This window comes from Phenylobacterium sp. (assembly GCF_036723115.1).
Classification (GTDB): domain Bacteria; phylum Pseudomonadota; class Alphaproteobacteria; order Caulobacterales; family Caulobacteraceae; genus Phenylobacterium.
This window is the reverse complement of record NZ_DAIMHV010000216.1, coordinates 1-3,024: the sequence shown is the minus strand read 5'-3', so window position 1 is coordinate 3,024 and position 3,024 is coordinate 1. Positions and strand designations below refer to the sequence as shown.

At 69.4% G+C, this 3,024-nt stretch carries 3 protein-coding genes; all 3 read right to left on the bottom strand.

Annotation, left to right across the window (positions count from 1 at the left end; genetic code table 11):
- Positions 1–193, bottom strand: a 193-nt coding sequence (gene rpsJ / locus V7D28_RS14625; RefSeq protein ID WP_333588117.1) for a 30S ribosomal protein S10, incomplete at its 3' end; no start/stop codon positions are given.
- 290 nt (positions 194–483) lie between these two features.
- Positions 484–1,329, bottom strand: coding sequence for a GIN domain-containing protein (locus tag V7D28_RS14620; RefSeq protein WP_333588116.1), 846 nt, complete (start codon positions 1,327–1,329; stop codon positions 484–486).
- An 88-nt stretch (positions 1,330–1,417) separates the two neighbouring features.
- Positions 1,418–2,893 (bottom strand): adenosine deaminase, encoded by a 1,476-nt coding sequence (locus tag V7D28_RS14615; protein ID WP_333588115.1) that lies wholly within the window; start codon positions 2,891–2,893, stop codon positions 1,418–1,420.
- Positions 2,894–3,024 lie beyond the last annotated feature (131 nt).

Sequence of the window (3,024 nt, the reverse complement as noted above, 5' to 3'; positions counted from 1 at the left end):
ACTGCTCGCGCGACTTCTTGTCGATGTGCGGCGAACGGTTGACGGTGAATTTCTCAATGAGGGTCGGCAGGGGAATAGGACCCCTGACGGTGGCGCCGGTGCGCTTAGCCGTATTGACGATCTCGCGAGTGGAATGGTCCAGCACGCGATGATCGAAGGCTTTGAGCCGGATGCGGATGTTCTGACGATCCATATCGCTCTTTGTTTTCCCTACAGACGGCGGTCCGCCCGCGTGACTTTGACCATTTCAAAGACCAACTCCGGAGCCCTCTTTCGAGAAGCGCCGTACGCGTAGCCCGCAAAAACGAATACGACCCGCGCCAAATGGCGAGGGCCACCCCAAGAACGCTGCGAATGACAACTGCCTCAGGTCGTTCTGCGAACCGCGTCTGCAACTTGCGTCGCACAGCCGGTCCAACAGGAGGCGGGTAAATACCCATGCGACTCGCTCCCGTCAAGGGGCGCTGGCCGCCAAGACGTCCCTCAGGGCGCCTTTTGGACGATCACCGCGCCTGAGCCCAGGGCCGACTTCTGCACGGGGCCGGTCACCTCGCGCACGCGCACGTCGCCGGAGCCGGCGATGCTGGCCTTGACCTGCCCGGCCACCCCGTCGAAGCGGACATCGCCGGAACCAGCGATGGTGGCGTCCAGGGCGTCCACGGCGCCGGCGTCCACATCCACCTGGCCGGAGCCGGCGATGCGCGCCTGCAGGCTGGGGCTGCGGATCTCGGCCACCGACACGTCGCCGGAGCCGGCGATATCCACACGCACGGGTCCGGTCAGGCGCTGAGTCGATATGTCGCCAGATCCCGCCACCCGCAGGTCGGCGGCGCCGGCGGAGCCCGCGGCCATGTCGCCAGAGCCCGCCAGGGCCAAGCGCAGCTCGCCGTCGGTGTTGGCGATCTTCCAGTCTCCGCAGCCGGTATTGGCCAGCCGCACGCTCTGGCTGCGGCCCACGGCGCCGTGAACCGCGCCGCTGACCGAGACGTCCACCGCCCGGGGGGTGCGGATCACAACCTGTGGCATGTCGGCATAGGCCACCTCGCCCACCCCGCTCACCGTGACCGAGGCGCGCTGGCCCGAGCCGCGGCAGTTGCGCACGCGGCGCGAGAGATCCCCATCGACGATCACCCGGCCGTCCCGGCTGCGCACCTGAAGGGGCAGGTTCGGATGGGTGGCGACAATGTCCACCCGCACATCCGAGCGATCCTCCGGAACGACGATCACGCGGGCCACGGCATCCTTGACCTCGACGGTGGCGGCCTGGGCGGCCCCGGCCAGGGCGAGCCCCGCCGCCGCCAGGCCAAGCCCGAGAATTGAGTGGGTCATGCGCCCCCTCCCCTTTGTCTGAACCTTGGAGAGAGGCTAGCGGCGGGCCTGCGCCAAGGCAGCTTAATTCGAGGTCATGACCTGACGGTCATCTTCGGCGGGCCAGGCCGCGCTGCGCCTCGAAGGCCGCCAGCAGGGCCTCATGGCGCCACTGTTCCCGGGCCTTGTCGCTTCGGGCCACCAAGTCCGCACAGGCGCCCCTGGGCTCGGGCGCGCCGATCTGACCACGGCAGGCGGGGTCAGGACGCTGATAGCGCCCGGGATCGCTCCAAAGCCCCTCCCCCGCCAGGAAGGAGAAGGCCAGGGCGTTGCGCGCCGAGCGCTTCAGGTCGCCATAGGTCGCGCCATAGGCGTGGGCGCGCTCATATTCATGCGACAGATCGATCCGCAGAAGGCCCGCATCATCGGTGGAGAAGCTGGTGGGCACGCCGCGGGCGATCAGCCAGCCATAGGGATGGTTGTGGGGGCCAAGCTCCAGGATCACGGCGTTGGAGGTGAGGTTGATCTCCACCAGCACGCCTTTCTCGGCCATCTCCGCAGCCAGGGCTTCGGCGCCCGTCTCATGCGGCAGGGCCACCCCATGGCCGATGCGCCGGGCGCCGGCCACCCGCACGGCCTGGGCGATGTGGTCACGCATATGCTCGGGCGGCGCATAGTTAAAGGTGAGCTCGCCAGCGTGGAGGGCCACGGGCGTCGTCCGGCCCTGCCCGGAGAGATGCCCCACCATCTCCATGTGCAGGCGGTAGTTGGCCAGGGCGACGGGGTGGTCTTCCGGGGCCACCATCTGCAGGCCCACCCAGCGGGGGTCGGCCTCCACCAGGGCCACCCCCAGGGCCAGCTGGGCGAAGGTGGCTTCCGGCGGCAGGACGCGGCTGGTCTGAACCAAGTAGCGGACAGTGACCTGGCAGCCGGGCCGCGGCGCCGGCGTTTCGCACCCCAGCACCTGGCGGGCGCGGGCCTCGAGGGCGTCGGTGCTGGCCACCGCCGCTGAAACCAGATCGCCCAGGCCCGCGGCCTCCAGCGCATCCTGCATTTCGCCCAGGTCGGCCCGCAGGCCCACCTGAAGCCCCAGCGCCGCGGCGGCCCGGCCCTGGGGCGTGACCATGGCCTCCAGATAGAAGGTGTTCTGATGGGCCAGATCGTCCATCACCACGGCCAGCATGTCGCCGGCCCTCTGAGAGGTGGTGGCGCCGATGCGGCCGAAGACGCCGAAGAACTGGTCATGGCCGGAGCGGTCGCGGAAGCTTGGCTTGCGGGTGCTGAAGCTGTCGAGCAGGGCCGAATAGAGCTCTTCGTCGCCCACCGCCTCAGCCGCCGGGCGCAACAGCTCGCCCTCGCAGGGCGGCGGCGCCAACGCCAGATCGGCCAGATGGACGCACAGGCCGTCCTCGGCCGCCCAGCCCAGAAGGGTCTCGGGAAAGACCGCCCCGGAGATGTGATTGTGCAGCTCGCCGCCCTTGGGCAGGGCCTTGGTGAAGGCGATCCGTTCGCCGGCGGTCATGGCGCCCAGGTCCGGTTCGGCCCTGGCCTGCCCCGTCAGCAGAAGGGCGAGGGCAAGACCCATCGCCCCTACGCCCGCTCGCCCCATCCCCCACATCATGCGTCTCGCCCCTGGCATTGACCCCGTGGCGGAGATGAGCCGAGCCTGGGGCAAAAGGAAAGGGCCGCCGGGGGTTTCCCGGCGGCCCTTCTGAC